Origin of the sequence: Allosaccharopolyspora coralli, from assembly GCF_009664835.1 — a bacterium.
Lineage (GTDB): Bacteria > Actinomycetota > Actinomycetes > Mycobacteriales > Pseudonocardiaceae > Allosaccharopolyspora > Allosaccharopolyspora coralli.
The window spans coordinates 4,591,953-4,618,529 of sequence record NZ_CP045929.1 but is presented as its reverse complement, the minus strand read 5'-3'; the positions used below and the strand labels follow the sequence as shown (position 1 = coordinate 4,618,529).

Genomic DNA, 26,577 nt, shown 5'->3' with positions numbered 1-26,577 from the left:
CGTGTCCGAAGAGCTGCTCGCGGGTTCGACCAGCGAGTCCGCCGACAACGAGAAGGCCACGTACGCCACCGCCGGGGTGAGCATCGAGGCCGGTGACGAAGCGGTGCAGCGGATCCTGCCGTGGGCGCGGCGTGCGACCCGGCCGGAGGTGCTCGGCTCGCTCGGCGGATTCGCCGGGCTCTTCCAGTTGAAGCTGGACCGGTGGGAGGAGCCGGTGCTCGCGTCGGCCACCGACGGTGTCGGCACCAAACTCGCCGTCGCGCAGGCCATGGAACAGCACGACACCGTGGGCATCGACCTGGTGGCCATGGTCGTCGACGACCTCGTCGTGTGCGGCGCCGAACCGCTGTTCCTCCAGGATTACGTCGCCGCGGGCAAGGTCGACCCGGAACTCGTCGGTGAGCTGGTCAAAGGTGTCTCGGAGGGCTGCGTGCAGGCGGGCTGTGCCTTGCTCGGCGGCGAAACCGCCGAGCACCCCGGGTTGATGGCCCCCGGGGAGTACGACATCTCCGCCACCGGGGTCGGCGTCGTCGAAGCCGGCGCGATGCTCGGACCGGACAAGGTGCGCGCCGGCGACGTGGTCATCGGGTTGGGATCCTCCGGGCTGCACTCCAACGGCTACTCCCTGGCCCGGCACGTGCTGCTCGACATCGCACGGATGCCGCTGGACGGCCACGTCGAGGAGTTCGGCCGCACTCTCGGTGCGGAACTGTTGGAGCCGACCCGCATCTACGCCAAGGACTGCCTCGCGCTGGCCGCCGAAGCCGAGGTCCGGACGTTCGCACACGTCACCGGCGGCGGACTCGCCGCGAACCTGGAGCGGGTGATCCCGGAGGGGCTCACCGCCGTCCTCGATCGCGGGTCGTGGACACCGGAGCCGGTGTTCGGGCTCATCGCCCAGCGCGGCCGTGTCGACGCCGACGAGATGGAACGAACGTTCAACATGGGCATCGGCATGGTCGCCGTCGTCACCGCCGAGGACGTGGACCGGGCGCTGGCCGTCCTCACCGCTCGGCACATCCCGGCGTTCGTGCTCGGCGAGGTCGCCAAGCAGCCCACGGTCGACGGAGCCGAGGACGGTCGGCGAGTGCTGCTGCACGGCAACCACCTGCGTTTCTGAGAAGCTGTCTGTGGTCTGCGGTGGTGGTCACCTACCGGCGTTCCAGCTTGCCGTTCGCGGCGTTGGGGTCGCCTCGAGTACCAGCACGTACGCAGCGGCGGCCCCGGCCTTGCGAGCGACAACCTGGAACACCGGAGCTTCTCATCGTGCTCGGGCTGAGCACGCGAGACCATGCCCTGACACAAGCTCTGACGCTTGAAGGGTGCGCGGTGCTCGGCGTCGGTGGTTCCGTGGCGGAAGCTCGCATCGCGGGCCGGTATCTGAGCGGCGGCGCAGTGGCCTGACCCCAGCACTCGATCCGAGCGAGCACACGTGGGAATGCCACCGGGGACACGGCCGTTGCACAGCATGGCTGGTGTGCGCGTGCCCCCGGGCCCCATCTATCGCCTGCTGGGAATACCGTCCGGCTGGAGCCTTGCAGAGCCTTTCGCCGAGAGGCGGCCCGCACACCGGCCCCTCGACAGACGGAACGGGCGGTGGGTCTGCCCACCGCCCGTTCGTCTCTCGGATTCTTCTCTTGCCCGCGACGGACAGTGTCCTGTGCGCGAGACTCATCCACCGGGTGCTCGACCCCCATCGGCGACACAAGGTACCGAGCGGTCGGCGTGCGAACCGCTCGGTGGCGTGCAGCGTGTCAACGTCGTGGGTCGTCGTACCCGTCGTCGTATGAGTCTTCGCGATCCTCTTCGGACCACTCGCCACTGGACTCCGGACCCGACAGCTCACGCTGTAGCGCCTCGACGTCCATGTTCGGTGAGCTGTACTTCAGCTCGCGGGCGACCTTCGTCTGTTTGGCCTTGGCCCGGCCGCGCCCCATGGCTCGACCCCCTCGCGCAGGGTGGCGGGGCGGCCAGGGGAGGCGGCCCCGCATGATCTCGACAACGTTTCCTGGTAACTACCGTACCGTGCCGATGCGGTTCTACGCGACGTGGTCCGGCCCGCGTCGGGCGTGGCGTCGGTGACGTTCGGCGCGGACACGCGCCGAACGGCGACCGCCTCCGTCGCCGCGGAGCGGACGTGACACGATGCACGCTGTGCCAGCACCGTTCGTCGCCTACCTGAGGGTGTACGAACCCTTGTCCACGTTCGCGCCGACAGTCCGCGACCAGCTCGTGGAAGCGCTCCGACGCGGTCCGATCGCCCCCGACCACGCAGGGGTCCGTGAACAGCGCCGCTGGCTGCACAGCCAGCTCGTCGCCCCGTCCCGATTGTTGCCTGGTGAGGCCGCGGACGGCACGCCGGCCGGAGCCGAGGACGTCCTGGTGGTCGATCCCGACGACGTGCCCACAGGCGAGTCCGCGACGGTCGGGCCCGGGCCGCTGGTGTGCCCACTGGACCTGCGCGGCCGGTCCGCCGCGGCGCTCGTGGGGTTCCTGGCCTCGGCCGAGGTGCCGCTGCGCGGCGCCGTGTTCCCCGACCCGGACGGTGACGCGAAGAGCCACGCGAACCGGGTCGTGCAGGAGCTCTCGGACACCGCGGTGCACGTGCTCTCGTCCACCTGGACGGTGCCGCTGCCGTGGTTCGCGCTCGTCGACCCCACCGAACGGATCGAGGGCACCGACTCCGGTGCGGTGTCGTGGCTGGTGGCGATGGCCGACGCCCGGCGCCGGGCCGCGCGGGCGCACACCGTGTCCGAGGGCGCGCTCGGCGATCAAGGGCCCACGAGGATCCTGCGTGAGACGGGCCGCTGGCTGGAGCGGTTCCACCCGCACTCCGCGGTGGAGCTCGACTACGGCGGGCTGGTGCAGTTGATGAGCGCCGAGGACGTCCAGGCCGACACGTCCGCCGAGGACGTGCACGCGATCATCGACGCCATGGAACGCGGGGAATCCACCGAAGTCGCCGAACGATACGAGGCGCTCCGAGACTTCTGGGCCGAGTTCGCCGCCCGCGAACGCTACAACTGACCAGGCCTGAGTGACGCGGTGAGGCGACCTGCGGGAGCGTGGCGTGAGGGTTTGTGTGGTGGTGTGGGACTTGGGTGGGGAGTGCGTTGCGTTGCGTGAGGGTTTGTGTGGTGGTGTGGGACTTGGGTGGGGGGTGCGTTGCGTTGCGTGAGCCTTTTTGGTGGTCATAGGCACCACAAAGGCTCACGCCTCGTCAGCGGAGGACGCGGACGGAGCCGACCCGCACCCCGCCTCCGAGTACCGGCGACTCCGCGAGTGCGTCGAGCACGTCGTTGGCGACGTCGAGCGTGCGCAGCACCCCGATCGCCAGCGGCAGGCGGGCCCGGTCCGCCCCGTCGGCGATCTTCAACGCCATCGCTCGACCGTCCGGCAACGCGACGGCGAGCACGCCTTCGGCCCCGATCTTCGACAACAGACCCGGGACCGCCCCCATGAGTTCCACGTCCTCGCGGTCGGTTCCGGACACCAGCCACGGGTGCGCGCGCATCGCATCGGCGATCCGGCGGCGCCGCGTCCCGATCCCGGCGGTCGCCAGCGCGCTGTACATCCGGGCGAGGCCGGCGAGGGAGATCGCGAACAACGGCGCGCCACAACCGTCCACAGTGGATGTCGCGGTCGGCTCGCCTGCGAGGTCGACGACCGCTTCGTGCACGGACACCTGCAGCGGATGCTTCGGGTCGAGGTAGTCCGTCGTGGACCAGCCGCGCTGCACACAGGTCGCCAGCATCGCCGCGTGCTTGCCGGAACAGTTCATCGTGACCCGCTGCGGTCGGAGGCCGTTGGCTAGCATGGCGTCCCGCGACGGCTCGTGCATCGGCCAGTCCGGTGGGCAGTGCAGGTCGGCCTCGGACAACCCGTGCCGGTGCAGCATCTCCCGAACTCGCGAGACGTGTGCGGTCTCCCCGCTGTGAGAGGCGGCGGCCAGCGCCAGATCCGCGTCGTCGGGAAGCGTCAGGCCCGAACGCAGCATGCCGAGTGCCTGTGCCGGTTTGCTCGAGGAGCGCGGGAACATCGGCGTCTCGACCTCGCCGCGCGACCAGGCGATCGAACCGTCCCGGTCCACGACCACCACGGAACCGTGGTGCACGCCCTCGCGCAGCCCGCCGCGCACCACCTCGACCAGTGGAACGTGTTCGGTCATGACGACTGGTCCCGTTCCGCCGCGAGCAGTTCGTCGACCGAGGCGGCGCCCTCCCGGTACCGGCGGGCGATCTCCGCGTTGAGTTCGTCCACCACACTCTGCACCTCGCGCCGCCGCGCCGAGACGGAGTCCTCCTCCTCGGTGTAGGCGGTCAGCGTGGTCTCCAGCGCCGACTCCGACAGCGACATCACGTCCGAGAGATCCACGTCGGACACGAGCGCCTCCACGTGCCTGCGGTGCGCTTCGGCACGCGAGGGCTCCATCGTCTGGTAACGCCCGGAACCGGTCGCCGGCCCCACCGCGTTGTCGGCGAGGATGCTCACCAGCTGCTCCACGACCGACGCCGACCCGGTCTCGGCCCGTCTGCGTTGTTCGGCGCGCACGATGTCGATCCGGACGTGCAACAGCCGACGCAGGTACGACAGGTCGGTCTCCTCCTGGGCCGCCTCGTCGCGCCGCTCGCGGACGTCCGCGAGCGACCGTGCGCCGATCTCTGCGGTGTAGTCCGGGCTCAGCACTCGGTCGATCCGACGGCGCCCACCCGGGCGGACTTCGATCACGTGTCCATCCTCCGCTGTCCCGACGGGCCGCGCTCCCGGCCTCGACGGGACGTCGATCTCATCGTGGTGCGCCCAGTGTGCCGAACCGTGTACGCACGGCGCATCACGCCGTGGCCCTGGAAGTCAGCAGCGTTCGTGCCTCCGCTGCGCCGACAGCGGGACGCTGCGCGATCTTCGCCAGCCCGGCGGCGCGGGCGACGAGTTGCGCATCGTCCTTGGCGGCCACTCCCTCGGAGTACTCCCACGAGTCGGCGAGCCCGGTGCGTACGTGTGCGCTGGCCGCCAACGCGGTCAGCATCACCGGGACGCACACCGAGCCGAGACCGGTCGCGGTGACCGCAGCGGACTCCGGAACCGCGTGCAGCGCCTCCGCGATCGTCTCCACCGTTCCGGGCATGCCCCTGCTGTCGCCGAACACGAGCACCGCGTGCTCCACGGCAGGCAGCGACCGCAGCCGGGCCACCTGTTCGAGGTTGCGCGCCTCGTAGTGCACCGGAAGCCCCTGCCGCTCCGACCGTTGCCGCAGCTCGGTGAGGAATTCCGCAGGCGCGTCCATCGGGCCCGTGACGATGTCCGCACCGGCCTCCAGCAGCGCGGTCAACGTCTCGGTCCGTGCGTAGGCCGACACCCGCACCAGCACGTCCGCCTCCCGGCGGGCGGCGGCGACCTGGTCGGCGATCGGGCAGTCGGCGCGCGGCTCCACGTCGACCACGCACGCACCGATGCGCGCGCAGTCGGTGGCCGCCCGTGCCACGTCGTCCGCGGTCACCGCGACGTGCCCGCCCAGCGGCGCGACCGCGACGACCGTGCCCTCGGGAGGTCGGTTCGGACTGGACGACGTCGTCATACCCGCGATCTTGGCACACCTCACCGGCCGCGGAGTCCCTGCGCCGCCAACCGTCCCGGCGGCTCGCCGGTGTCCGGCGGAACCGAGTCCGGGTCGACCGCCGCCGCGACCGCCCGCTCCTCGTCCCGGTCGCCTGCCACGAGCTCCACGTCCACCGGAGCCGAACGCTTCAGCAGCGCCAACGCGACTGGGCCGAGTTCGTGGTGCAGCACCACGGAACCGACGCGACCCACCTTGCGGTCGCCGTGCCACACCGGGTCGCCCGTCTCCGGCCTGACCTCCACGGAGCCGTCCAGATGCAGTAGGAGTAGGCGCCGCGGCGGCTTGCCGACGTTGTGGACCTTGGCGACGGTCTCCTGGCCCCGGTAGCAGCCCTTCGCCACGTGTGCGGCGACGTGGATCCAGCCGAGTTCGTGCGGAATGGAGCGGTCGTCGGTCTCGGCGCCGACCCGCGGGCGCAGTGCCTCGACCCGCAGCGCCTCGTACGCGAGCGTGCCCGCCGGGTGCGCGCCCGCGTCGGTGAGCCGTGTCCACCAGTCGACCATCTCGTCACGCGGCACGACCGCGTCGACGACACTCAGGCCACCGAACGCCACCCGGCGCAGGTACCCGCCGTCCGGCAGCGCCACCACGTCGTCGACCTCGGCGGGCACGGTCGCGACACCCGCCTTGTCGAGAACGTCGCCGGACTCCGGCCCCATGATCGTGAACACCGCGAACTCACCGGTGGCCTCACGCGGCTCCACCTTGGACCAGAAGCGCATCGCCTCCAGGTAGTCGAACAGCGGCTGCTTGCCGTTCTCGCCGAGGGTCGGCAACGCGCTCGTCGCATACGTTCCCCGGTCGGCGTCGAGGTACACGACGCCGCCGAGGTGGGCAACCATCTGGTGACTGTCCACCCGCCCGTGCGTGTCCAGCACCAACGACTCGGTCCCGCGGCCCTCCGGCAGCTCGGTGAGGTGCTGCGAGAGCACCAGGTGCAGCCAGCTCAGTCGCTCCTCGCCCGGCACCGCGATGACCTGGCGGTGCGAGCGGTCCACGACGACCGCCGAGCGCGCCGCCCGCCGCTGCTCGGCGAACGGGTCGCCGAAGTGCCAGGGAACGCCGGAGTCCGGGTCGTCGTCGGGGGCGGGAACCGCCCCGGGGAACTCCAGCAGCGGTGATGTCATGACTCCTCGATTCTCACTCGCGTCCGGGTGGTGCCGCGTCCCGCCTGCAGCGGCGGCACGTGCCGGACAGTGCCACGTGACCGGCGTCCAGTCCGAAACCGCGTTCCCGGTCGAGCAGGCCGGCCAGTGCGTCCAGCGTCTCGCACGGCACCTCGTCGACCTCGCCGCACACGTGACACACCAGATGCACGTGTTCGTGCTCGTCGACCGAGTAGGTGGGCGCGCCGTGCCCCAGGTGGGTGTGACGCACCAGCCCGAGCTGTTCCAGCAGGTCCAGGGCACGGTAGACGGTGGTGATGTTGACGCTCGGCGCGGTGGCCTGCGCCCGTTGGCACACCTGCTCCGGAGTCGCGTGCCGGAGCTCGCGCACCGCGTCGAGAACCAGCTGCCGCTGCGGCGTCATCCGTTTCCCGCGCCGGTGCAGTGTCCGGCGCAGTCCCGTCTGATCGCCCACGGTCCCGGTCCTTCCTCGCCGGTGCGGCGATGCACCGGTCGCCACCCCCGATCGTAGGCCGCGACCGGGGGTGCGTGCCGCAGGCGCCGCACGGCCGCGCGAGGCACCGCCGCACGGATGCCGGTGGCACTGCGCACACCGCTTAGGCTGCGGGTATGCGCGTACTCGCTCTTCTGGACGGAACACTCGCCGACCCGGACGCGCCGCAGCTGCGCGTCGACGACCTTGGTGTCCACCGCGGGGATGGGATCTTCGAGACGATCCTCGTCGTCGAAGGCCGGCCTCGCGAGCTCGGTCCGCACCTCGACCGGCTGGAACGGTCGGCGCGGCTGATGGACATGACGATCCCGCCGCGCGAGGACTGGCAACGGCTCGTGGCGGCCGCGGTCGACGCGTGGCCGTGGAAGGACGACCGCGAGATGGCGCTCAAGATCGTGTGCACGCGGGGAGTCGAGGGCACCGACGTTCCGACCGCGTGGGGGCTGGGGACCTCGATCGAGGAGCAGACCAAGCGCAAACGCGCCGACGGCGTCTCGGTGGTGACGCTGGAGCGAGGTATCGCCCCCGAGCTGATGGAGCGGGCCCCGTGGCTGCTGCTGTCGGCGAAGACGCTGTCCTACGCGGTGAACATGGCCGCGATGCGCGAAGCTCGCCGACGCGACGCCGACGAGGTCGTGTTCGTCGCCAGCGACGGAACGGTGCTCGAAGGCCCCACCTCGAACGTCGTCCTCGCGCAGGGGAACTCGCTGCTGACGACGCCGCCGAGCACGGGGATCCTGCGCGGCACCACCCAGGGCGCGCTGTTCCGGGCGGCCGAGAACGCCGGGTGGAACACGCGCGTCGAGCGGTTCGGCGTCGACGACATGCTCGCCGCGGACGGCGTGTGGCTGGCGTCCAGCGTGCGGCTCGTCACTCAGGTCCGCAGCATCGACGGTGCGGAGGTCAAGGCCGACCCGGCTCTGCACGAGACGCTCGGCGCCCTCTACGAGTCCAACTACTCCTGAGCTGAGAGCGCATTGTGGAACTTGGGGAGGTGGTCCGGTACCGCCGCCCCAGCACACGTACGCGGCGAGCACCGCTGCCTTGCGAGGCACGAACTGAAACGCCGGAGCTTCTCACCGTGCCCGGGCTGACCACGCAAGACCATGCCCTGACGGGCATCCGAACAAGACCACAGACAGGCACTGAGGGCCACCGAGTCCGAACCCGGCACCGCGCCCCCGCCCTGTGGACAACTCCCCACCCCTGTGGACAGCCGGGTGGCAAACTCGCGCGAATTTGCCACCCGGCCTAGCCGACGACGCGCTCGAGTTTCGCGGACAGGCGGGGCTGCATCTCGTGTTCGGAGGTCGCGCGCTCCTCGACGTAGGCCAGGGAGCCCTCCACGACGCCGTAGAGACGGCTCGCCGCCTTGACGTCGTCGGCGGTGGGCGTCCGGATGACGGCGTCGGTCGAGAGCTCCCACGTCGTCTGGTTGCGCGGCGAGCCGAAGAACATCTCGGAGATCCCGTCGGCGTGCAGCAGCAGCAGTTCGATCGTGTCGTCCGGCTGGGGCCGCCAGAACCCGACCTCGCGGAACGCCGGCTCCACGACCGAGCCGCCCTCGCCGTCGAGTTTCCAGGCGCGGCTCTCGTAGAACAGGAACGGCCGCCCGTCGTGCGCGAACGTCACCTGCTGCAGGAACCGGTACGTCTCGTCGAGCGACGGGTGCGAGGCCTCGCCCTCGCCGCGCCACACCCCGACCAGCGGCAGCAGCGCGAGGCACGCGTCGTTGAGTTCCGGACCCAGCCGCAGGTTCGCCGTGTCTTGCGCGCCGGGGAGGTCGTCGAACTGGGGCAGGTTGCGGCCCCGGGTGTGTTCGGCACGCTCCGCGGCCGCCGCGACGGCCGCGTCACCGCTGCCGGGAACCGGCCCCTGGGCCTGAGGCTCGTCGGTCATCGGGATCAGTCGTTGTACAGCCGGAAGACCACGTACCCGGCGAACCACACGGTCGCCACGGCAGCGACGCCGACGAGTCCGACCAGGCCGTAGTGCAAAACGTCGATGAGTTCCACGGCCAAAGCATAACCACGGCGCCCGCCGCGGTGAGCGAGGCGTCCGGCATGATCTGCGTCAACACCGTCGAGTGAGTGCAGGTCGTGGGCGGTGCGAGACGGACGTCACGTCCCCGGCTGCGCAGACGACCGGCCGCGGGGCCACCGAACAGGGGGCGGGAACACATGGAGTTCGAGACGTTTCGGGAACGCGCGCTCGCGTACCGGGAGCGCCTGCTCGCGCGCAAGCAGCGGATCGCGCCCACGGACTTCGAGTGGTACCCGTACGACACGATGGCGAACATCTTTCACCTGGACCGGCTGCTGACCGGGCAGAACCGGACGGTGTTCGAGCAGCTCCGGCAGCGCCGCGTCGCCGACATCGGTGCGGCCGACGGAGACTTCGGCTTCTTCCTGGAGGACGAACTCGGTTGCCGGGTCGACCTGATCGACCACGCGCCGACGAACTTCAACGGCCTGCAGGGGGCGCGAACACTCGTCTCCGAACTCGACTCGACGACCGAAGTGCACGAGGTCGACCTCGACTCCCAGTTCACGATGCCTGCCGAGCGCTACGGAGCGGTGTTCTTCCTCGGGCTGCTTTACCACCTGAAGAACCCGTTCTTCGCGCTGGAAACCCTCGCCAGGCACGCCGACCTGTGCTTCCTGTCGACCCGGGTGGCGCAGCTCGCGCCGGATCACCGGACGCGGTTGCAGCACCAGCCGGTGGCCTACCTGCTGCATCCCTCGGAGGCGAACAACGACGCCACGAACTTCTGGATCTTCTCGGCGACGGGACTCGAGCGGCTCTTCGAACGCACCGGGTGGGAGGTCGTCGACTTCACCACGGTCGGCTGCGAACACGACTCCGATCCGTGCACGCAGGACCGGGACGAACGCGCTTTCGCCCTCCTGCGATCCCGCGTCTGACCCCCGGGACACGCGAAGGGGCCGACGCCCTGCGGGCATCGACCCCTTCGCTCGCCGAAATGTCGTCAGCTGACGGCGATGTCCGCCGTGTGCACGCCGACCCCGGCCGGTGCCAGCTCGGCCTGACCGGTGCCTTCGCGGTGCAGTGCCCGCACCGTCCAGGTGCCCGGGGCCGCGTAGAACCGGAACGCGCCGTCGGCCGACGAGACCACCTCGGCGGTGAACTCACCGCTCGAGTCGAGGAGCCGCACGAAGGCTCCCTCGACCGGGTTGCCGCCCGCCGTCACGGTTCCCGCGAGCACGACCTGATCGGTGTCCTCGGCCACGGCGGTGCCGCCCTGTTGCGGAGCTCCGCATCCACTCATGTCCGCTCTCTCCTGTCCTCGCCGCTGGGGCGACGGTCTCAGCTGTCTTCCTTGCTGGGGTTCTCCACCGGCACACCGATGAGCGAGCCGTACTCGGTCCACGAACCGTCGTAGTTCTTCACGTTCTTCTCGCCGAGCAGCTCACGCAGCACGAACCAGGTGTGCGAGGACCGCTCGCCGATCCGGCAGTAGGCGATGGTGTCCTTCGAGGTGTCCAGCCCGGCCTCCGAGTACAGCTTCCGGAGGTCGTCGTCGGACTTGAAGGTGCCGTCCTCGTTCGCGGCCTTGCTCCACGGCACGTTGATCGCGCTCGGGATGTGCCCGCCGATCTGCGCGGCTTCCTGTGGCAGGTGCGCCGGGGCGAGCAGCTTGCCGGAGAACTCGTCGGGCGAACGCACGTCGACGAGGTTCTTGGTGCCGATCGCGTCGACGACCTCGTCGCGGAACGCGCGGATCGAGGTGTCCGGCTCCTGCGCGTTGTACTGCGTGGTGGACCGGTTCGACTCGTCCTTGACCAGCGGGCGGCCGTCGAGTTCCCATTTCTTGCGGCCACCGTCGAGAAGCTTGACGTCGTCGTGGCCGTAGAGCTTGAAGTACCAGTAGGCGTAGGCGGCGAACCAGTTGTTGTTGCCACCGTAGAGGATCACCGTGTCGTCGTTGGAGATCCCCTTCGCGGACAGCAGCTTCTCGAACCCGGCGCGGTCCACGAAGTCGCGGCGCACGTGGTCCTGCAGGTCCTCTCGCCAGTCGAGCTTGACGGCGCCCGCGATGTGGCCCGCGTCATAGGCTGTCGTGTCCTCGTCCACCTCGGCGAACACGATCCCGTCGGTGTTCAGGTTCTGCTCGGCCCAGTCGGTGGAGACGAGGACCTCTTCGCGGCTCATGTCGAGCGACTCCTTCGTTGTTCGAGCATCTATCCGGCGTCCGGTGTGGACGGTGTCGTTCGGCCCGCCGGGGCGAACCGACGCAACAGCAGGTACATCTGGCAGCCGAGGCAGTAGCCCATGGCCGCGTTCAGCAACGCCGCGACCAGCGCGAGCCCGTTGGCGATCATGCCGAACGTGACCCACCCGGCCGCATACCCGACGGTGGCCAGCAGTGCGAAGACGAACCCGACGCCCTGGGAGAACTGGACCGGTGCGACGTCCTCCCGGTCCTCCGTGGCGACCGGTTCGAGGCGCGGGGCCAGCGTCCGCCGGTACACCTCACCCCACGGATTGAGCTTGAGTCCGACGAACGCGCACAGCCCGAACAGCACGGTCTGCGCTGCCATCAGCCGCCAGCTCCCGGTGACCAGGCCGAGCGCGAGGATCCCGCTGGTCACCCACGCGGTGAAGCGCACACCACGGGGGTCGAGAGTGTCTGCGGGCATAGCGGGCCTCCTGACCGTGGACCATTGCTGACGAGTCCGTCAGGCGGCGCGAGCCTGGCGCAGGGCACTGCTGGGAGCGCGGTGCGTCGGGGCTACCGCCCGGTCAGTGCGCCCGACACAGGCTGCTCCCCACGCGGCAGTAGTCCACCGCGCGCCGTCGGGTCAGCAGTTCATGCACGATCGTGAGGTTACCGGTCGCACCGGAGTGCGGGAAGGAAGTTCACCAGGTGGGACGGTTTTGATCGTCCCACGGTGGCCGGCCCTCAGCGCTGTCGAATCTGTTTCGTCCCAGTTCATGCGAGGTGCGGCCGGAGCGCGTCGGCCAGTTCCGCCCGACGCGGCACTCCCGAGAACCGGAACAACTCGCAGCTTGTGGAGTCGAGAACGAGCGTCGTCGGCGTCGTGTGCACCCGCAGCGGCGTCGACCACTCCGGATGGTGGGTGAGGTCGACCTCGACGTGGCGGACCCCCTCGGTTCGTGCGGCGAGGTCGGCGAGCCGGATCCGTAGGTGCCTGCACGGAGCGCAGAAGGTCGTCGAGAGCTGTAGCAAGGTGACCGGCGCCGCGGGCTCCTCGTCGAGCCGCTCGCGCAGTGCCTCCGGCAGCGCGGACACGGATCCTGCCTGCGAGGCCGCCGACGTGTCCGAACCGGTTTTCGCGCGGGTGATACGACCCTCCTTCGCGCGGAGTAGTAGCGCCACGACGAGCGTGACGGCCAGCACGATCAGCAGCGCCCACCAGCCGGTCACGGCGAGCTCATGCCCCCCGCACTGATCGTTACGTCCCGAGCCTTGCCCTCGACGATCAGCGCGCCGTGCTCGACGTCCACGGCGGTCGGCACAACGCGGAACGGGAGAGCCCCCGGGTCGAGGGTGGTGTTGAACTGCTGCAGCACCGACTTCTCGAAGACCGCCGGCAGCGGGATGTCGCCGAACCGGCTGGTGTTGAGGTCCAGTTTACGAGGCTCGATCTCGAGCTTGCCGTTGAGCAGCGACAGCACCGCGATGACCTTGACCTTCACGTTCTCGCCGCCGATGTTGACGCTGCCGTCGAGCTGCACGGTGGCCTTCGTGCGGTCCCCGCCGTCCTCCTGCCCGCTGCTGGTGGGGTCGGCGCCGCTGGGGTTCTGCGGTTGTCCGCTGGCGTCGTCGCCGCTGGACTCCTCCTGGAGCGCGTTCTTCGGGGCAGGCGAAATCCGCAGGTCGGTGATGTTGAGGTACCGGCCGACGTCGGAGGCCTTGAGTTCGACCCGGCCGACGACCTCCTCGACGTCGATCTCGTCCGCGGTGCCCGCGATGACCTCGGAGGTCGCCACCTTCGCGTGGTGCAGGTTCGCGCCGACGCCGACCTCGCTGAGCTCGCCGACCTCGACGGCCCTGGCCTCCAGTTCCACGTTTCGGTAGTCGCCCCACGCGGCCTGCCACAGGAACGGGAAGCCGTTGATGCGCACCGCCGGGTCTTCCTCCAGCCTCAGCTGCTGACGCATCTGCTTGGAGACCTGGTATTCGGCGACGGCCGCAGCGCCGAAGTCCGCGGCCACGAAGAGGCCGAGAACGACGACCAGGGTAATGAGGGCCTTCTTCACCTGCGGGGTCCGTTCTGTGGGGTCCGGCGACGTTCACTTTATCGGCCGTACGGCGCGTCCCGGGCGCCGGCGAGGATGACAACGAACACCCGACGCGCGTGAAACACGGCCGCAACACGGGTTCGCATCCGGTTCACCGATGTGACGCTGTCGACTCGACCTGGGATTTCTACGGTCCGATCCGTTATTCTTTTCGGCATCCGCAGGCAACGAGGCCGGGCTGTACCGGATGGCGCCGCTGAGGCGAGTCGCACCGGCACGGTCGTACACCCGGCCCGCCGCTCGGGCGGCCTGGAACGAAAGGCCCCGGACATGAGTTCCGAACTGCTTCTCGTCACCACCGAACGGGACAGTGCCGCAGTGCTCCCGGCTCTCGCTCTGCTCCCGCACACCGTTCGCGTCGTCGCGCCCGAACCGTCGGCTCTGGTCTCCGCGGGATCGCACGACGCGGTCCTGGTCGACGCCCGCGACGACCTCGCCGAAGCTCGTGACCTCTGCCGCGTCTTCGCCGCCGGGGAGGCGCCGGTCGCCGCGGTCGTCACCGAAGGCGGACTCATCACCGTCAGCGCCGCGTGGGGCGTCACCGACATCGTCCTGCCGACGAGCGGGCCCGCCGAGGTCGACGCACGACTGCGGCTGCTCACCTCCCGCCGGGCCGCCGAGGCGGACGAGACGCCCGACTCCGTCACGGTCGGCGATCTCGTCATCGAGGAAGCGACCTACACCGCTCGTCTCAAGGGGCGCGCGCTCGAACTGACCTACAAGGAGTTCGAGCTGCTCAAGTACCTGGCACAGCACGCGGGCAGGGTGTTCACGCGCGCACAGCTGCTGCACGAGGTGTGGGGGTACGACTTCTTCGGCGGCACCCGCACCGTCGACGTCCACGTGCGGCGCCTGCGCGCGAAGCTCGGACAGGACTACGACGCCATGATCGGCACCGTCCGCAACGTCGGATACAAGTTCGTCTCTCCGTCCAAGGGACGCCAGAACAGCGACGTACCGGCCGACAGCCGCACCCGCGACCAGACGCCGCTTTCCTGAGCGGGCATGGTGGAACTGGGGTGGGTGGTCCGGTACCGCCGTTCCAGTTCGCGTCTCGCGGCCTTGGGTTCCTCTTGAGTACCGGGCGCGGCGAGAACCCCTCCCTTGCGAGGCACGACCTCCGAACGCCGGAGCGTCCCACCGTGCCGCGGCTGGTCACGTATGCGGCGTGCCCTACGGGCACAATCGCCAGTTCCCCAATGCACTCTGAGACGTTGTCTTCGGTCTGCGGTGGTGGGCGCTGACCGGCGTCCCCGAACCGGCCGCGACATCGGTACGGTCGGAGTCGTGGTGCAGCTGACGTGGCGGAACGGACTGGACTCCAGCGAGGCCGACGAGATCATGGCTTTGCTGACGCACGCCGAGAAGATCGACGGGGTCGCTCCCGTCGGCGAACACGTGATTCTGCGGCTGACGGCACGACGCGGCGTCGCCGAACAGATCGAGCCCGTGCAGGCCGACGTCGGCGGTTCCGAGCACTACATCGTGCGCGGCTCCCGCAGTGAACTCGTCGGCTACGCACACCTCGACACCGCCGCCGAATCGGGCCCGCTCGTCGCCGAGCTCGCAGTGCACCCCGATCACCGGCGCCTCGGCATCGGCACGCGGCTCGTCCAGGCTCTAGTCGAACGTGTCGAGATCGCCGAGGACTCCGGCACCGACAGCGGATCCCTGCGGATCTGGTCGCACGGTGAGCATCCCGGCGCACTTCGTCTCGCCGAACGCTACGGCCTGCACCGGGTACGTGAGCTCTGGCGGATGGGCCGCATGCTGCAGGAGACCGACACCGACGCTCCCGCCCTGCCCGACGTCGTGACTCCGGAAGGCGTGACGATCCGCGCGTTCCGTACCGGTGTCGACGAAGCCGAAGTGGTGCGGGTGAATCACCGCGCGTTCTCCTGGCACCCCGAACAGGGGGACATGAGCGAGGAGGACCTCCGGCGCAAGGAATTCGAGGACTGGTTCGACGCCGCCGGTTTCCTGCTGGCCGTCGACGAGGCCGACCGCCTTCTCGGGTTCCACTGGACCAAGATTCATCCCGACGGTGCGGGCGAGGTCTACGTCGTCGGGGTGGATCCCGACACGCAGGGCTCCGGGCTCGGCCGGGCGCTGACCGCCGCGGGCCTGCAGTACCTCCGAGACGTCGGTTGCACGCAGGTCATGCTCTACGTCGAAGGGGACAACGGCCCGGCGATCGCGGTGTATCGACGGCTCGGCTTCGAGCGCTGGGACACCGACGTCCAGTTCGGTCTGTAGGACGACATCCGCTCCGGCGCGTCTCCTCAACATCACACCGAGTGATCGTCGGCGTGTCCGGCCACTCGTTCAAATGGAGCGAACGGCACTTTCGCCCCATCAGACGAGGCGAAAGTGCCGTTCGCCTCGTTGGTCCTGTGAGGCGAACGGCACCTTCGCCTCACAGGACGAGGCGAGAGTGCCGTTCGCCTCGATTCGGCTGGTGCGCGACGCCGGAACCGTGCGCGGGGTGAATCCTCCGGGCGCGGCACAACACAGTTACGGAACGCTCGGGCGCTGTTCTCGCTCCCTCACTTGATCACCCGATGGGATGTGGGACTGCTTACTTAGAGTGCGTTGTTCACTTCTGGTTCACCTTCTCGGCGGTGCCTGTCCATGCGGGGCGCTTACGGTTCCGGGCGTGCGGCACGAGTGGCCGCGGTGCCTTCCCCAACCCAGTGCCTTCTTTCCCGAGTGGAGGACGAAGTGAAGATCACGCGGCACGCTGCTGCGTTCGGTTTGCTGGCGGTGAGCACGCTCGTGCTCTCGGCCTGCGGCTCCGACCGGAACGCCCCGGCGAGTGCGAACCCGCAGCTTGAGAACGTGCAGGTCGAATGCGGGACCAAGCCGCTCTCGGCAGAGGGTTCGTCGGCACAGAAGAACGCGATGGACGTCTTCGCCCGCGACTACAGCATCAAATGCCCCGGTCAGCAGGTCAACTACACGAAGTCCGGTTCGGGCAAGGGCGTCTCGAGTTTCAACGCCGGGCTGGTCGACTTCGGCGGCTCGGACTCCCCGCTCGACGCCGAGGGCGGCGAGGTCGACAAGGCCGCCGAGCGGTGCCAGGGCAACCCAGCCTGGAACATCCCGATGGTGTTCGGCCCCGTCGCGATGGCCTACAACATTCCCGGTGTGGACAACCTGAACCTCAATGCCGACACCATCGCCAAGATCTACCAGGGTCAGATCACGAACTGGAACGACCCGGCGATCCAGGCGCTCAACCCCGACGCGCAGCTGCCGGACATGAACATCGTTCCGTTCTTCCGCTCGGAGGAGTCCGGCACCTCGGACAACTTCCAGAAGTACCTCTCCACGGCCACCAACGGCGCGTGGAAGGGCGAAGGCAAGCAGTTCCAGCCCGGCCCCGGCGTCGGCCAGGGCAAGCAGGGCACCGACCAGGTCTCCCAGGCTGTCAAGGCCACCGAAGGCAGCATCACCTATGCCGAGTGGTCCTACCCGAAGAACCTCGGCCTGGACATCGCCAAGCTCGACAGCGGCGCGGGCCCGGTCGAGTTGAACAGCGAGACCGTCGGCAACGCCATCGAAGGCGCGAAGATCGAAGGCCAAGGCAACGACCTGCGCGTCGACCTCGACTCGGTCTACGGCAACAAGTCCCCCGGCGTGTATCCGCTGGTGCTCAACACCTACGAGATCGTCTGCTCCAAGGGCTACGACCCGGAGACCGCCAAGTCGGTCAAGGCGTTCCTGACCGTCGCGGCGAACGCCAACCCGCAGCAACTCGAGGAAGCCGGCTACGTGCCGCTGCCCGAGGAGTTCAAGAAGAAGGTCATGAACTCGGTCAACGCCATTTCCTCCTGATCGAGCCCGCCTCGCCCCTCGGTCGAGGGGCGAGGCACTCGAGAGGGACCGAACCCGAAGTGAGAGGCTGCCACCAGCAGTGACCGACTCGACGAAAGCCGAGCGGCGCCCCGCGGACACCGGAGAATCCGGGGACTCGCGGGGCCTTTCGGCGACCAGCACCGGACCGGAGGCTCCTATTTCCGCCCCCGAGGTCTCCTCTTCCGCCGACCGGAGCGTGGTCCGCACCGGCGACCGTGTCTTCCAGTCGCTCGCGACCGGCTCGGGGGCGTTCGTCGTCGCGCTCATCGCGGCGATCGGCCTGTTCCTGCTCATCCGGGCCGTTCCCTCGCTGCAGGTCAACCAGGTCAGCTTCCTGTTCAGCAGGGAGTGGGACACCAGCGACATCGACAACCTGAGCTTCGGCATCCTCGATCTCGCGTGGATCACCGTGGCCAGCTCGCTGGTGGCGCTCGCCATCGCCATGCCGCTCTCGGCCGCCGTCGCGCTGTACCTCACCCAGTACGCGCCCGCCGCGCTCGCCAGGCCGTTCGCCTACGTCGTCGACCTGCTCGCCGCGGTGCCGTCGGTCGTCTACGGCCTGTGGGGCGTTTACGTGCTCGCGCCGGTGCTCAACCCGGTCGCCTCGTGGATCAACGCCAACCTGGGCTGGATCCCGATCTTCGGCGACGGCAACGCGCCCGCCGACAGCGGCGCGAACGTGTTCACCGCGGGCATCGTGCTCGCCGTGATGATCCTGCCGATCATCACCGGCGTCACCCGCGAAGTGTTCCAGCGGACTCCGAGCGCGCAGATCGAAGGAGCGCAGGCGCTCGGCGCGACCCGCTGGGAAGTCATCCGCACGACCGTGTGGCCGTTCGGCCGAAACGGGTTCGTCGGTGGATCCATGCTCGGACTCGGCCGCGCGCTCGGTGAGACCGTCGCGCTCGCGGTCATCCTCAGCGGCGCCTCCGCACCGCCCGAGTACAGCATCTTCGACGTCGGAGCGACCTTCGCGTCCAAGATCGCGCTGAGCGCGGCGGAGTTCAACCACAACCTGCAGGTCGGGGCCTACATCGCGGCCGGACTCGTGCTGTTCGTCATCACCTTCGTGGTCAACGCGCTGGCCCGCTGGATCGAGAGCCGCAGCGGCAAGGGGGAAGAATGAGAACCGACAGCCCCGACGTCGAGCGCCTCGCCACGCCGCCCGCCTTCCAGCAACTCGGATTCGGGCGGAAATTGAAGAACAACTCCGCGACCGTCGTGTTCACGGCCGCGTTCGGGCTCGCGGTGATCCCGCTGCTGTGGGTCCTCTACACCCTGCTGGAGCGAGGGCTGGCGCCCCTGCTCACCCCGACGTGGTTCACGAACTCGTTCAACGGGTTGCTGCCGACCGACTTCGGCGGCGGCGTCTACCACGCGCTGGTCGGCACGCTCCAGCAAGCGGCCGTCTGTGCGCTGGTCTGTGTGCCGCTGGGTGTCATGGTCGGTGTGTACCTCGTCGAGTACGGCAGGGACTCCCGCCTGGCGAAGACGGCGACGTTCATGGTCGACATCCTCAGCGGGCTGCCGTCCATCGTGGCCGGACTGTTCATCTACGCGCTGTGGATCACCACGTTCGGCCTCGACCGCAGCGGCTTCGCCGTCGCGCTCGCTCTGGTGCTGCTGATGTTGCCGGTCGTCGTGCGCGTCACCGAGACGATGCTGCTCATCGTTCCCGACGAGCTCCGCGAAGCCTCCTACGCGCTCGGTGTCCCGAAGTGGAAGACGATCGTCAAGATCGTGCTGCCGACCGCGTTGTCCGGCATCCTGACCGGCATCATGCTCGGCCTCGCGCGAATCATGGGTGAGACCGCGCCGCTGCTGATCCTCGTCGGCTACTCCAGCGCCATCAACTTCAACCTGTTCCAGGGGGAGCAGGCGTCGTTGCCGCTGACGATCTTCATGGAGCGGTCCACCGGCACCGCGGCGGGCGAGGCGCGCATGTGGGGAGCCGCGCTCACCCTCGTCCTGCTCATCATGCTCATCAACCTCCTCGCGACCTTGCTGTCCAAGGTTTTCGCGGTCAAGACGAAGTAAGGGCAGTAGGAGAACCCATGGCCAAGCGACTCGACATCAAAGACCTGAACCTGTACTACAACAAGTTCCACGCAGTACAGGACGTGACCGTCCAGGTTCCCGCCCGGGGTGTCACCGCGTTCATCGGGCCCTCGGGCTGCGGGAAGTCGACCGTGCTGCGTTCCTTGAACCGGATGCACGAAGTCATCCCGGGTGCCCGCGTCGACGGCAAGGTGCTCATCGACGGCGAGGACGTGTACGGCTCCGATGTGGACCCCGTTCAGGTGCGCCGCACCATCGGCATGGTCTTCCAGCGGCCGAACCCGTTCCCGACCATGTCCATCCGGGACAACGTCGTCGCCGGGCTCAAACTCACCGGCGAGAAGAACAAGGGCGCGCTCGACGAGATCGCCGAGAAGGCGCTGCGTGGCGCGAACCTCTGGGAAGAGGTCAAGGACCGGCTCGGTCGCCCCGGCGGCGGGCTCTCCGGCGGGCAGCAGCAGCGTCTGTGCATCGCCCGTGCGATCGCGGTGCAACCCGACGTGCTGTTGATGGACGAGCCGTGCTCCGCGCTCGACCCGATCTCCACCCTCGCCATCGAGGACCTGGTGGCGGAACTCAAGCAGGACTACACGATCGTCATCGTCACGCACAACATGCAGCAGGCCGCCCGCGTCAGCGACCAGACGGCCTTTTTCAACCTGCGTGCGGTCGGGGAGCCCGGGGAGCTCGTCGAGGTCGGCGAGACAGGCAAGATCTTCTCGAACCCGGACCAGAAGGCCACCGAGGACTACATCTCCGGCCGCTTCGGCTGAGTCCTCGCCGAGGCTCCGAGGCCCCGGTCGGGGAACCACCGCCCTGTGGACAACTCGGTCCCCCTGTGGACAGCCGGGTGGCAAATTCGCGCGAATTTGCCACCCGGGCGGAGGGTCAGGCGGTCCAGGTGTCGGCGATGGTGGAGATGAGGGCGCTGGATTGCTTCGGCGGTAAGGCCTGCGCGCACACCTGCTCGAACGCGGTCAGGTACGGCTTGGTGTCCGCGGGCTTGTCGAAGAACCGCGCGTTCGCCGAGTCCCCCAGGTGCACCACCTGAGGGTCTACCCCGTCCGGGAACGAGAACACCGAGACCCGGTCCGACATCAACGGGTGTGCCCCCGCAGCGAACGGCAGCACCTGCACGGTCACGTTGCGGCGATACGACATGTGCACCAGATGTTCCAGCTGAGCCCGCATGACCGAAGGTCCGCCCGTCTCACGCCGCAACGCAGCCTCGTCGACGACCGCCCACAGCTCCAGCGGATGCTCACCCACGAGTCGCTGCTGCCGCGTGGCTGTCACGGCGAGCCGCTCCAGCTTCTCCGGTTCGCCGAGATCCCGTGGCCCGGAGCGCAGCACCGCGGTGTTGTAGTCGACGGTGCGCAGCAGCTCCGGCAGCGGGTCCGAGCCGAAGCAGCTCACCGCGTGCGCCGAGGTCTCCAGCCCCAGGTAGGTCTCGAGGCCGGGCTGCTGCGCGGTCGTCGGGAAGTCCTGCCACCACCCGCGCTCCTTCGACCCCTGGGCGAGGTCGATCAACGCGTCCACCTGCTCGCCCGCGCCGTAGAAGTCGGCCATCAACCGGACGTCCGAGGTGCGCACCGGCACTCGCCCCAGTTCGATCTGGCTGATCTTGCCCTGGGAACAGTCGAGATGCGCGGCGACCTCGCGGTGGGTGCGCCCGGCACTCTCCCGCAGCGTCCGGAGCTCGCCGCCGAGGCGACGCCGGTGCACGGTCGGGCTTTTACGCACCGGTCGCCCCCAGCGAGAGGCGACCGGTCACACAGCTGTAGTTCACCAGAACGAGGATGGCATAGACGAGCCCCGGCGAGGACTGTTGAGATCGAGTATTAATACTCCGTCTCAGTCGTTGGGCATCTGGCCCGTCACGATGAACACGACACGACGGGCCACGGCGACCGCGTGGTCGGCGAACCGCTCGTAGAACCGCCCGAGCAGCGTCACGTCGACAGCCGCGGCGACACCGTGCTCCCACTCCGAACTCATCATCACGGTGAACAAGTGCCGGTGCAGGTCGTCCATTTCGTCGTCGGCGGCCTCCATGGCGTGCGCCGAGTCGGCGTCCTGGTTCTGGATGATGTCGTGCAGACGTCCCGCGAGCTTCACCGCGATCTTGCCCATCTGGTCGAAGACCGGGCGCACGTCCTCCGGGAGCACCGGCTGCGGGTGGCGGCGACGGGCCGCTTTCGCCACGTGCAGCGCGAGGTCGCCCATCCGTTCGAGGTCCTCGGCGACGTGGATCGTCGAAATGACGGTGCGCAGGTCGCCCGCGACGGGAGCCTGCAGCGCCAGCAGCCCGAACGCGTGCTCCTCGGAGCGGGCGCGGGCCTCGTCGACCCGGAGGTCGTCGTCGATGACCTGTTCGGCCAACGAGAGGTCCGTGTCGAGCAAGGCCTTCGTGGCGTGCTCCATCGCGGTCCCGACCATGGTCGACATCGCGGCGAGTTCTTCGGCGAGCTTGCCGAGCTGTTCCTGATAGGCCTCACGCATATCGTCAGGATACTGCCGGCGGGGAGACCGCCGTAGGCCTCGTGGTGAATGATCGGTGAACGACGCGTGAGGAGCCCGAACGGAGGCCAGACGTGGCTGCCGACGGCGCTACGTCGGCAAGTCTGGTGCGATCCGGAGGCCGCCGTCACCGCCGGTGTCCGTCATCGCGGCGGAGACCGCGTCGAGCCCGGCGACGCCCTGAACTCCCCATGCTGTCGCGCTCCAGCCGATACCGACCACGACCACGGCCGTGAGGATCACGGCGACCGCCAGTGCCTTGAGCAGCATGCTGATGCGGCGCTTCCGGCGTTCCTTCTTCCACTCGAGGCGTGAAGCCTGGCTGTCGTTGCCCTGGCGGAAGTCGAAGGGCATGTCCCGCCCGAGTTCGGGTTCCTTGCGTTTTCCGAAGAACCAGAACTTCTTCCGGCGCGCGTCCTCCTCGGCGGCGATCTGGTCGTGGACCGCGGAGAACCGTGCGAGGGTCGCGTCGATCGAGCGAGTCTGATCCTCGTCGAGCCGGGCGGACGGGTCGGAGCCCTCGCCGCGGTCGTCCTGCGTCGGATCGGGCTCGTCGGTGTCGGGCTCGCGGCTCGCGTCGGGTCGGGGTGTGGGCGACACCGGCTGGTGCTGCACCGTCATCTCGACGTCGTCGGTCGGCACGGCCGGCCGACCCGGAGCCTGCGGGGCGGGTGCCGGGCCGCCGCCTGCGACGGGGTCCGGGCGCTGCTGGGAGGTGTTCGGCCCGGACAGTGCGGACGTGATGCGGGTCGCCTCGGAGTCGTGCGTGCGCGGTGGTGCCGGACGTCCGCCGTCGGGAGGTGCCTGCGGCGGCTGTGGTGCAGGGGGCCCGGGCGCGGGCATCCGTGGGCGCGACGCGGCCCCGCGGTGTGGCGGCGCGGGATCCGGCGGCGGGTGCGTGCCCCGTGGCGGTCCCGGGTCGGGGCGGGGCGTATCCGGCGGACTCTCGTCGCGGACGGGTGGTGTCCACGGTTGCTGCGCCTGCGCCTCGGGCCGCGGGTGCCCGTTCGGGGGCGAGGATTGCCCGCGACCGTTCAGCGTCTGCTGCGGGGGTCTGGGATGTGCCTGGGGTCGGTCCGGCCGCTGTCGTTGCTGCGTCTGAGGCGGCTGTTGCGGCGCGGAGCCGTGTGCTGCGGAGCCGTGTGTGGCCGGGCCCTGTGCTGCCGGGCGCTGCGGCTGCCCCTGCGGTGGTTCCCACCGAGCCGGTGCGGCAGGCGGTTGCACGGGTCGTTGATTGCCCTGCGGTGGTCCCCCGGGGCCGGGGCGTGGCGGTTGCGGTGGCCGCGCGGGTCCGCCCGCCGGATTCGCCGGTGGGGTGTGCTGTCGACGCGGAGCCTGCTGCGGCTCGTCCGGTTCGACGGCGCGGCGACGTCGCGTGCCGCCGCCGTCCGGGGATTTGCCGTGGGCGGCGAGCAGATCGATGACGCTCGTGCCACCGGTTCCGTCGTCGCCGAGGGCGCGCCGCCTGCGGCTGCGCTGGTCACCTTGGTCGTCGCCCTGGTCCGGTGGAGTCTGTCGCGAACGGGGAGGCTCGTGATTGCCGTGGCCGGGGTCCTGCGGCACCCGTGTTCCCTCCCGCCTTGGTCGCTCGATCGATCCGGTCGTACCGGCTGAACGGTCGTTCTGTGGGTGCGTGGCGCTCAGTCCCCGATCTCTGTCGCGCAACGCTACAGAGATAATACGGGCGAGGGCCCAACCTGACGATAGCGGCAACCGACTTCTTCACGATCTGTGCACGATCGGTCCGAATTCAGGCGATCCTTCGTCTGTTCGTGTTAGGTATTTCACCGGGCGCGATCAGCGGAAAGGGACCGGAACCACGTCCGCGACCGCCGTCAGTAACCCAGAGCGTTCGAGCGGGGAGCGGTTCGTCGAGCGGCGGCGAATCCGGCCAGTCGGACTTCGTTGTTCGTCCGGTACGCGACCGCGTTGCGTCCCGACTGCTTCGCCGAGTAGAGCAGCGCGTCCGCGTTGAGCAGCTGGTGTTCGCTGTCGGTCGGTGGCGTGCCGTCGAGCGATCCCGACTCGTAGGTGACCCCGATGCTCACGGTGATCCGCAGGCCCCGTTGCAGCTGCTGCCATGGATACCGCTCGACCCGGGCGCGGGCGGCCTCGCACACACCGACCGCGCTCGTCGGGTCGATCCCGGGCAACACGAGGACGAACTCCTCGCCGCCGTAGCGGGCGCAGAACGCTCCGGCAGGCAACGACTGCTGCAACAGATCCACCACGCGTTGCAGTACGCGGTCGCCGAGGACGTGCCCGTGGGTGTCGTTGACCTGCTTGAACCAATCGAGGTCGACGAGCGCGACCGCGAGCCCGTTGCCGCTGTCGAGCATCTGGTTGAGGCGTTCGTCGAGGTAGCGGCGGTTGAAGCACTCGGTGAGACTGTCCCGCAGGCTCTGCTCCCGCGCCTCGGCGTGTTCTTTGCGCAGCCGGTCGACCTCGGTGCGCAGCTGTTGCGGCACCTCTGGTGTGTTCTCCGCGGACAGAATGTCCAGTGCCGACCGCAGGTGGTGGTAGGCCTGCCGCCACTGCCCGCGCGAGGCGAGCAGGGTGGCGATCGACTCGTGCAGCTCGACGAGTCCGGTGTCGGTCGAATCCTGGTGTCCGCCGGGCTGATACTGGTCCGGGAGGGCAGGCGGCGTCCGGTCCGCGTCGCGGGACCGCTGTCGCCCGGATGCGACGAAGCTGGAGCGAAGACCGGTCATCGTGCTCACCTCCCGTCCGTTGGTTGTCGTCGGCTCGGACGTTGCGCTTGAGTCGGCCGGATCCGCATCGCGATCGATTTCGCTCGTTCGGTGGATCCGATGATGCCCCATCCGTCGGCGCGAGCGATTCAGTGCCACCTCTGTTCGTTGTGTACCGGCTGGCAGATCGGCCGGGAACCCGAATTCGACGGTGCCACCCGCACGGACGAGCCTTGAGGGCTGTGTCTTTGGTCACCGAATGACAGAGCGTGGCAAAAAGGCGAAAAATCGGTCGTGGTATTCCGAATTGTCCGTCATCGGGGGCAGGGCGCGAACCCGAACATCCGATCATCGAGCTGCACCAGGTGCTGCGACCCGATCTGTCTGCCGACGACCACCCCGTCCTGCCGGGTCGTCACCTCGACGGCGACCACCCAGGTGTCGCCACGCGCCGGACCGGCTCCGTCGGGTTCGAAGTCGGGGTCGGGACGCAGCGTCGAGTACACCGGCTCGGACTCCACGGTGGCGCCGCCGAGCGCGCAGATCTCGCCGGTGAAGTCGGGATGCTGGGTGCGTCGAAAGAAGTCTTGCTGCGCCGCGGAGTTCTCGAAGGCGGCCGCGTTGTTCGCCGCGAAGTACTCCTGCGCCAACCGCACATGCTCCGGTGTGGACGAGCAACCGGCGAGCACGGCGAGCAGGGTCGCCACGAACACGACCGGTCCGGGGCGCATCCGGATCAGCCGCCGCTGGAGTCGATCTCGGCCGCGAACGGGACGCTCGCGTCGTCCGGGTCCTCGAGCCAGCCTTCGGGAAGCACGACCTTGCCCGCCGAGCCCTGCCGGCCACGGGGACCTTCGGCTTCGTCCGGGAACGGCACGGTCGGATCGAGAGAACCGAGCAGGTCGTCCAGTTCGCCGAAACCCGACACGGTGCCGAGCGCGCGCCGGAGGTCCGAGCCCACCGGGAAGCCGCGCATGTACTGCGGCATGTGCTTGCGGAGATCGCGAAGGCCCTTGTCCGCACCCATGTGGTCGGCGAGCAGCTCGGCGTGTCTGCGCAGGACGCGCGCGACCTCGCCGAGGTTCGGGCCCTGCGGCACCGGCTCACCGGCGAATGCCGCCTGCAGATCCCGGAACAGCCACGGGCGGCCGAGGCAGCCGCGCCCGACGACGACACCGTCGCAGCCGGTTTCCGCCATCATCCGCAGTGCGTCGTCGGCGCTGAAGATGTCGCCGTTGCCGAGCACCGGGATCGACGTGACGGCTTCCTTCAAGCGGGCGATGGCCGACCAGTCTGCGGTACCGGAATACCGCTGCGCGGCGGTGCGCCCGTGCAGCGCCACCGCTTTCGCGCCCTCGGCTTCGGCGATGCGGCCCGCGTCGAGATAGGTGAGGTGTTCGTCGTCGATGCCGATGCGGAACTTCACCGTCACCGGTATCCCCGCCGGTTCCGCCGCGCCGACGGCCGCGGAGACGATCTCGCGGAACAGGTTCCGCTTGTACGGCAGGGCGGACCCGCCGCCCTTACGTGTGACCTTCGGCACCGGGCAGCCGAAATTCATGTCCACGTGATCGGCGAGGTCGTCGTCGACGATCATCTTCACCGCGTCGCGCATCGTCGCCGGGTCGACGCCGTAGAGCTGCATCGAGCGGGGGCTCTCGTCGGCGTCGAAGGTGACCATCTCGAGAGTCTTGGGGTGGCGTTCGACCAGCGCCCGGCTCGTGATCATCTCGCAGACGTAGAGCCCGGCGCCGTACTCCCGGCACAACCGCCGGAACGCCACGTTCGTGATGCCCGCCATCGGCGCGAGCACCACCGGCGGGTCGACCTCGTACGGGCCGATCCGCAGCGCGGAGCGAGTCAGAGTGGCAGTCACGCGCCCCATTCTCCCCGGTAGCGTCGAACGGCTCCACGACGGGCGGTCCG

The 26,577-nt window shown here is 69.2% G+C and carries 28 protein-coding genes; 10 read left to right on the top strand and 18 right to left on the bottom strand.

What is annotated here, in order from left to right; genetic code table 11:
- The first annotated feature begins 1 nt into the window (after position 1).
- Entirely contained in the window at positions 2-1,120 is a 1,119-nt protein-coding gene (gene purM / locus GIY23_RS21585; RefSeq protein ID WP_154078331.1) for a phosphoribosylformylglycinamidine cyclo-ligase, read from the top strand.
- 634 nt (positions 1,121-1,754) lie between these two features.
- Here the strand turns inward: purM and GIY23_RS21580 are convergent.
- Entirely contained in the window at positions 1,755-1,937 is a 183-nt protein-coding gene (locus GIY23_RS21580; RefSeq protein WP_154078330.1) for a DUF3073 domain-containing protein, read from the bottom strand.
- 208 nt (positions 1,938-2,145) lie between these two features.
- On the opposite strand from GIY23_RS21580, the gene GIY23_RS21575 reads away from it, so the two are divergent.
- Positions 2,146-3,027, top strand: coding sequence for a hypothetical protein (locus tag GIY23_RS21575; RefSeq protein WP_407646795.1), 882 nt, complete (start codon positions 2,146-2,148; stop codon positions 3,025-3,027).
- Between the two features lie 193 nt (positions 3,028-3,220).
- On the opposite strand, the gene GIY23_RS21570 is transcribed toward GIY23_RS21575, so the two are convergent.
- The 5 genes from GIY23_RS21570 to GIY23_RS21550 form a co-directional block, all read right to left on the bottom strand.
- Complete coding sequence (locus GIY23_RS21570) at positions 3,221-4,168, bottom strand: asparaginase (RefSeq protein WP_154078328.1); 948 nt, start codon at positions 4,166-4,168, stop codon at positions 3,221-3,223.
- Positions 4,165-4,728, bottom strand: coding sequence for an RsiG family protein (locus tag GIY23_RS21565; protein WP_154078327.1), 564 nt, complete (start codon positions 4,726-4,728; stop codon positions 4,165-4,167). The genes GIY23_RS21570 and GIY23_RS21565 overlap by 4 nt, the downstream gene beginning before the upstream one ends.
- Before the next feature lie 103 nt (positions 4,729-4,831).
- Positions 4,832-5,575 carry a 3-keto-5-aminohexanoate cleavage protein gene (locus GIY23_RS21560; protein WP_154078326.1) on the bottom strand — a complete coding sequence of 248 codons (744 nt, stop codon included), beginning with the start codon at positions 5,573-5,575 and terminating at the stop codon, positions 4,832-4,834.
- A gap of 20 nt (positions 5,576-5,595) precedes the next feature.
- Positions 5,596-6,744, bottom strand: a complete 1,149-nt coding sequence (gene ygfZ, locus GIY23_RS21555) for a CAF17-like 4Fe-4S cluster assembly/insertion protein YgfZ (RefSeq protein ID WP_154078325.1) — start codon at positions 6,742-6,744, stop codon at positions 5,596-5,598.
- 13 nt (positions 6,745-6,757) lie between these two features.
- Complete coding sequence (locus GIY23_RS21550; protein WP_154079035.1) at positions 6,758-7,147, bottom strand: Fur family transcriptional regulator; 390 nt, start codon at positions 7,145-7,147, stop codon at positions 6,758-6,760.
- 206 nt (positions 7,148-7,353) lie between these two features.
- Here GIY23_RS21550 and GIY23_RS21545 point away from each other — a divergent pair, with 206 nt between their 5' ends.
- Positions 7,354-8,202 carry an aminodeoxychorismate lyase gene (locus GIY23_RS21545; protein WP_154078324.1) on the top strand — a complete coding sequence of 283 codons (849 nt, stop codon included), beginning with the start codon at positions 7,354-7,356 and terminating at the stop codon, positions 8,200-8,202.
- Between the two features lie 286 nt (positions 8,203-8,488).
- Here the strand turns inward: GIY23_RS21545 and GIY23_RS21540 are convergent, their stop codons facing one another.
- On the bottom strand, positions 8,489-9,136 hold the full coding sequence (locus GIY23_RS21540; RefSeq protein WP_154078323.1) for an FABP family protein: 648 nt from the start codon (positions 9,134-9,136) through the stop codon (positions 8,489-8,491).
- A gap of 281 nt (positions 9,137-9,417) precedes the next feature.
- On the opposite strand from GIY23_RS21540, the gene GIY23_RS21535 reads away from it, so the two are divergent.
- A complete protein-coding gene (locus tag GIY23_RS21535) occupies positions 9,418-10,161 on the top strand; it encodes a class I SAM-dependent methyltransferase (protein ID WP_154078322.1) in 744 nt (247 codons plus the stop codon).
- Between the two features lie 65 nt (positions 10,162-10,226).
- Here GIY23_RS21535 and GIY23_RS21530 read toward each other — a convergent pair whose 3' ends face one another.
- The 5 genes from GIY23_RS21530 to GIY23_RS21510 all read right to left on the bottom strand — a co-directional run bounded on the left by GIY23_RS21530 (position 10,227) and on the right by GIY23_RS21510 (position 13,483).
- The gene (locus GIY23_RS21530; RefSeq protein WP_154078321.1) at positions 10,227-10,526 is read right to left on the bottom strand and encodes a DUF1416 domain-containing protein; all 300 of its coding nucleotides are present in this window, start codon (positions 10,524-10,526) and stop codon (positions 10,227-10,229) included.
- A 38-nt stretch (positions 10,527-10,564) separates the two neighbouring features.
- Positions 10,565-11,410, bottom strand: a complete 846-nt coding sequence (locus GIY23_RS21525) for a sulfurtransferase (RefSeq protein WP_154078320.1) — start codon at positions 11,408-11,410, stop codon at positions 10,565-10,567.
- Positions 11,411-11,439: 29 nt separating this feature from the next.
- Positions 11,440-11,898, bottom strand: coding sequence for a DUF4395 domain-containing protein (locus GIY23_RS21520; protein ID WP_154078319.1), 459 nt, complete (start codon positions 11,896-11,898; stop codon positions 11,440-11,442).
- A 293-nt stretch (positions 11,899-12,191) separates the two neighbouring features.
- Entirely contained in the window at positions 12,192-12,647 is a 456-nt protein-coding gene (locus tag GIY23_RS21515) for a TlpA family protein disulfide reductase (RefSeq protein WP_154078318.1), read from the bottom strand.
- Complete coding sequence (locus tag GIY23_RS21510) at positions 12,644-13,483, bottom strand: LmeA family phospholipid-binding protein (protein WP_154078317.1); 840 nt, start codon at positions 13,481-13,483, stop codon at positions 12,644-12,646. Before GIY23_RS21510 ends, GIY23_RS21515 begins: the two co-directional genes overlap by 4 nt.
- A gap of 312 nt (positions 13,484-13,795) precedes the next feature.
- Here GIY23_RS21510 and GIY23_RS21505 point away from each other — a divergent pair, with 312 nt between their 5' ends.
- The 6 genes from GIY23_RS21505 to pstB all read left to right on the top strand — a co-directional run bounded on the left by GIY23_RS21505 (position 13,796) and on the right by pstB (position 20,214).
- Complete coding sequence (locus GIY23_RS21505; RefSeq protein ID WP_154078316.1) at positions 13,796-14,524, top strand: winged helix-turn-helix transcriptional regulator; 729 nt, start codon at positions 13,796-13,798, stop codon at positions 14,522-14,524.
- 288 nt (positions 14,525-14,812) lie between these two features.
- Positions 14,813-15,781 carry a mycothiol synthase gene (mshD, locus tag GIY23_RS21500; RefSeq protein WP_228717427.1) on the top strand — a complete coding sequence of 323 codons (969 nt, stop codon included), beginning with the start codon at positions 14,813-14,815 and terminating at the stop codon, positions 15,779-15,781.
- 465 nt (positions 15,782-16,246) lie between these two features.
- Positions 16,247-17,362, top strand: coding sequence for a phosphate ABC transporter substrate-binding protein PstS (gene pstS / locus GIY23_RS21495; RefSeq protein ID WP_154078314.1), 1,116 nt, complete (start codon positions 16,247-16,249; stop codon positions 17,360-17,362).
- A 217-nt stretch (positions 17,363-17,579) separates the two neighbouring features.
- Complete coding sequence (pstC, locus tag GIY23_RS21490; protein ID WP_228717752.1) at positions 17,580-18,509, top strand: phosphate ABC transporter permease subunit PstC; 930 nt, start codon at positions 17,580-17,582, stop codon at positions 18,507-18,509.
- Entirely contained in the window at positions 18,506-19,420 is a 915-nt protein-coding gene (pstA, locus tag GIY23_RS21485; protein ID WP_154078312.1) for a phosphate ABC transporter permease PstA, read from the top strand. Before pstC ends, pstA begins: the two co-directional genes overlap by 4 nt.
- Before the next feature lie 17 nt (positions 19,421-19,437).
- The gene (gene pstB / locus GIY23_RS21480; protein ID WP_154078311.1) at positions 19,438-20,214 is read left to right on the top strand and encodes a phosphate ABC transporter ATP-binding protein PstB; all 777 of its coding nucleotides are present in this window, start codon (positions 19,438-19,440) and stop codon (positions 20,212-20,214) included.
- Between the two features lie 115 nt (positions 20,215-20,329).
- On the opposite strand, the gene GIY23_RS21475 is transcribed toward pstB, so the two are convergent.
- The 6 genes from GIY23_RS21475 to dusB form a co-directional block, all read right to left on the bottom strand.
- Positions 20,330-21,166, bottom strand: a complete 837-nt coding sequence (locus GIY23_RS21475; protein ID WP_154078310.1) for a helix-turn-helix domain-containing protein — start codon at positions 21,164-21,166, stop codon at positions 20,330-20,332.
- Positions 21,167-21,295: 129 nt separating this feature from the next.
- Positions 21,296-21,943 carry a phosphate signaling complex protein PhoU gene (phoU, locus tag GIY23_RS21470; RefSeq protein ID WP_154078309.1) on the bottom strand — a complete coding sequence of 216 codons (648 nt, stop codon included), beginning with the start codon at positions 21,941-21,943 and terminating at the stop codon, positions 21,296-21,298.
- A 108-nt stretch (positions 21,944-22,051) separates the two neighbouring features.
- Positions 22,052-23,524, bottom strand: a complete 1,473-nt coding sequence (locus tag GIY23_RS21465) for a hypothetical protein (RefSeq protein WP_154078308.1) — start codon at positions 23,522-23,524, stop codon at positions 22,052-22,054.
- A gap of 272 nt (positions 23,525-23,796) precedes the next feature.
- Positions 23,797-24,672 (bottom strand): GGDEF domain-containing protein, encoded by an 876-nt coding sequence (locus GIY23_RS21460; RefSeq protein ID WP_154078307.1) that lies wholly within the window; start codon positions 24,670-24,672, stop codon positions 23,797-23,799.
- Between the two features lie 293 nt (positions 24,673-24,965).
- On the bottom strand, positions 24,966-25,382 hold the full coding sequence (locus GIY23_RS21455; protein ID WP_154078306.1) for a hypothetical protein: 417 nt from the start codon (positions 25,380-25,382) through the stop codon (positions 24,966-24,968).
- Positions 25,383-25,387: 5 nt separating this feature from the next.
- A complete protein-coding gene (gene dusB, locus GIY23_RS21450; protein ID WP_187351958.1) occupies positions 25,388-26,536 on the bottom strand; it encodes a tRNA dihydrouridine synthase DusB in 1,149 nt (382 codons plus the stop codon).
- Positions 26,537-26,577 lie beyond the last annotated feature (41 nt).

Coding starts and splice junctions, on each gene's coding strand:
- GIY23_RS21540 (WP_154078323.1), bottom strand. CDS start 9,136: ATGACCGACGAGCCTCAGGCCCAGGGGCCGGTTCCCGGCAGCGGTGAC.
- GIY23_RS21525 (WP_154078320.1), bottom strand. CDS start 11,410: ATGAGCCGCGAAGAGGTCCTCGTCTCCACCGACTGGGCCGAGCAGAAC.
- dusB (WP_187351958.1), bottom strand. CDS start 26,536: ATGGGGCGCGTGACTGCCACTCTGACTCGCTCCGCGCTGCGGATCGGC.
- GIY23_RS21520 (WP_154078319.1), bottom strand. CDS start 11,898: ATGCCCGCAGACACTCTCGACCCCCGTGGTGTGCGCTTCACCGCGTGG.
- pstB (WP_154078311.1), top strand. CDS start 19,438: ATGGCCAAGCGACTCGACATCAAAGACCTGAACCTGTACTACAACAAG.
- GIY23_RS21535 (WP_154078322.1), top strand. CDS start 9,418: ATGGAGTTCGAGACGTTTCGGGAACGCGCGCTCGCGTACCGGGAGCGC.
- GIY23_RS21580 (WP_154078330.1), bottom strand. CDS start 1,937: ATGGGGCGCGGCCGGGCCAAGGCCAAACAGACGAAGGTCGCCCGCGAG.
- GIY23_RS21560 (WP_154078326.1), bottom strand. CDS start 5,575: ATGACGACGTCGTCCAGTCCGAACCGACCTCCCGAGGGCACGGTCGTC.
- GIY23_RS21460 (WP_154078307.1), bottom strand. CDS start 24,672: ATGACCGGTCTTCGCTCCAGCTTCGTCGCATCCGGGCGACAGCGGTCC.
- phoU (WP_154078309.1), bottom strand. CDS start 21,943: ATGCGTGAGGCCTATCAGGAACAGCTCGGCAAGCTCGCCGAAGAACTC.
- GIY23_RS21575 (WP_407646795.1), top strand. CDS start 2,146: ATGCACGCTGTGCCAGCACCGTTCGTCGCCTACCTGAGGGTGTACGAA.
- GIY23_RS21550 (WP_154079035.1), bottom strand. CDS start 7,147: ATGACGCCGCAGCGGCAGCTGGTTCTCGACGCGGTGCGCGAGCTCCGG.
- GIY23_RS21505 (WP_154078316.1), top strand. CDS start 13,796: ATGAGTTCCGAACTGCTTCTCGTCACCACCGAACGGGACAGTGCCGCA.
- ygfZ (WP_154078325.1), bottom strand. CDS start 6,744: ATGACATCACCGCTGCTGGAGTTCCCCGGGGCGGTTCCCGCCCCCGAC.
- GIY23_RS21530 (WP_154078321.1), bottom strand. CDS start 10,526: ATGAGTGGATGCGGAGCTCCGCAACAGGGCGGCACCGCCGTGGCCGAG.
- GIY23_RS21545 (WP_154078324.1), top strand. CDS start 7,354: ATGCGCGTACTCGCTCTTCTGGACGGAACACTCGCCGACCCGGACGCG.
- pstA (WP_154078312.1), top strand. CDS start 18,506: ATGAGAACCGACAGCCCCGACGTCGAGCGCCTCGCCACGCCGCCCGCC.
- GIY23_RS21570 (WP_154078328.1), bottom strand. CDS start 4,168: ATGACCGAACACGTTCCACTGGTCGAGGTGGTGCGCGGCGGGCTGCGC.
- GIY23_RS21455 (WP_154078306.1), bottom strand. CDS start 25,382: ATGCGCCCCGGACCGGTCGTGTTCGTGGCGACCCTGCTCGCCGTGCTC.